The sequence below is a fragment of the uncultured Mycobacterium sp. genome (assembly GCF_964249325.1).
Taxonomy (GTDB): Bacteria; Actinomycetota; Actinomycetes; order Mycobacteriales; family Mycobacteriaceae; genus Mycobacterium.
The window spans coordinates 17,103-19,122 of sequence record NZ_CAXUCH010000074.1 but is presented as its reverse complement, the minus strand read 5'-3'; the positions used below and the strand labels follow the sequence as shown (position 1 = coordinate 19,122).

Annotated in this window: 2 protein-coding genes and 2 pseudogenes; all 4 read left to right on the top strand. The window is 67.0% G+C overall.

Annotated elements, in window-relative coordinates; genetic code table 11:
• Positions 1-706, top strand: a 706-nt coding sequence (locus ACFE99_RS11680; RefSeq protein ID WP_375485376.1) for an LLM class flavin-dependent oxidoreductase, incomplete at its 5' end; no start/stop codon positions are given.
• Positions 703-1,038, top strand: a pseudogene (locus ACFE99_RS11675) (LLM class flavin-dependent oxidoreductase); the annotation flags it as partial. The gene ACFE99_RS11680 and the pseudogene ACFE99_RS11675, both read left to right, overlap by 4 nt.
• A gap of 1 nt (position 1,039) precedes the next feature.
• Positions 1,040-1,375 (top strand): annotated as a pseudogene (locus tag ACFE99_RS11670) (LLM class flavin-dependent oxidoreductase); the annotation flags it as partial.
• Between the two features lie 68 nt (positions 1,376-1,443).
• Positions 1,444-2,020 (top strand): LLM class flavin-dependent oxidoreductase (locus ACFE99_RS11665; RefSeq protein WP_375485384.1); only part of this gene is annotated, 577 nt, incomplete at its 3' end.

The window sequence follows — 2,020 nt, the reverse complement described above, 5'->3', positions numbered from 1 at the left end:
CAGCGCGACCGACCGCGAGGCTGCGCTGTTCGGTCGGCCTAACGGATCGTCAGACCCTGACGAGCTGTTCGACGAGGCCGCAGATTTCGTCGAGGTGGTGCGTCGGCTCTGGGACAGCTGGGAGGACGACGCGGTGATCCGCGACGTGACCACCGGACGTTACATCGACCGCGAAAAGCTGCACTACATCGACTTCACCGGGAAGTACTTCTCGGTCAAGGGGCCGTCGATCACGCCACGACCCCCGCAGGGCCAGCCGGTGGTTGCCGCGCTGGCCCACACGCCGCGGATCTATGAGTTCGCCGCTGCCCGTGCAGATCTGGTGTTCATCACCCCGACCGACGACGCTGCTCTGCGGCGGATTCTCGACGAGGTGCGCACCGCCGGGGGAGAACATCTGAAGATCTATGCCGACGTGGTCGTGGCGTTCGGCGGTGAGAGCGACTTCCGCTCAGATGCGTTGATATTCACCGGCAGCGCAACAGAATTGGTTGATCTGCTGTTGAACTGGCAGGGGATCGGCATCGACGGAGCCCGGCTGCGACCGGCGGTCAACATCGTCGACCTGCCGGTGATCGCCGACGAGGTGGTGCCGGCGCTGCAGCGGGTCGGCCGGTTCCGCAGCGGTTATCGGGACGGCGAGACGTTGCGCAACCGGCTGGGATTGCCGGTGGCGCAGAACCGGTATACGGCGTTGCGACAGTGACCGTTCCGCTGTCGGTTCTGGACCTGGCACCGATCAGCGAAGGCAGCGATGCCGCAACTGCCCTGCGCAACACCGTCGACCTGGCCCAGCACGCCGAACAGTGGGGCTTTCGGCGGTTCTTGATCGCCGAACACCACTTCGTCGCTGTGGCGAGCTCGTCGCCTGCGGTGCTGGTCGGACAAATCGCCGCCGCTACCAAGACAATTCGGGTGGGGACGGCAGCCGTGCAGCTCAGCCACACCACCGCTGCGGCGGTGGTGGAAAGTTTCGGCACGCTCGCTGCCTTTTACCCCGGCCGCATCGATCTCGGCGTCGGCCGATCGGGTCAGCGCCATGCTGGCCGCGCTGGCCGCGGTGACCGAACGGATCGGGCTGACCGGAACGATCAACACCACATTCAACGGACCTTTTGAAGTAGCACGCCAATTCGCCAGCCTCGACCATCTGTCCGGCGGTCGGGCCGGGTGGAACATCGTCACCTCGTCGGACGCATTCACCGGAGCCAATTTTCGCCGCGGCGGCTTCCTCGACTATGCCGAACGATACGGCCGCGCCGAGGAGTTTCTCACCGTGGCCCGCGCTTTCTGGGACAGCTGGACGCCCGACGCCGTGGTCGCCGACGTCGACACCGGCATCTACGTCGACCCCGGCCGCATCAAGACCGTCGAGCATCACGGCCCGCACTTCGATGTGCGCGGGATGGCCACACCCTGCCACCCGGACCGCAGGGGCATCCGGTGCTGTTGCAGGCCGGCGACTCTGACGAAGGCCGTGCGTTCGGCGCTCGTCACGCCGACGCGCTGTTCACGTTGCACTCGACGCTGGAGGCCGGGCAGCGCTACTACGCCGACGTCAAGGGCCGAGCCGCATCATACGGTCGAGACCCTAACGAGCTCAAGGTCTTTCCCGCTGCCACGTTCGTGCTCGGCGACACCGCCGAGGAGGCTGCCGATAAGGCGCGACACATCCGTTATCAGCAAGTCAGCGGCCCGACCGCGATCGCCATGCTCGAGCAGGTGTGGGGCCGCGACCTGTCCGGCTACGACCCCGACGGTCCGCTGCCCGACATCGAGCCGAGCGGTGACACCAGCATCACCCAGGGCCGGGTCCGCCACGGCGACCCCGTCGCGGTGGCCCGGCATTACCGTGACATCGCTTCAGCGCAGCACCTGTCGATCCGCGAGCTGGTCATCGCCGTCACCAGCCGCCACCAGTTCGTCGGCACCGCGACGGGGTCGCCGTGGCGGACCCGGCCCAGGGTGATGCTGGTGTCACTGCTCGGCTCGATGTCGGGCAGCGGACCGTCGGGGTCGT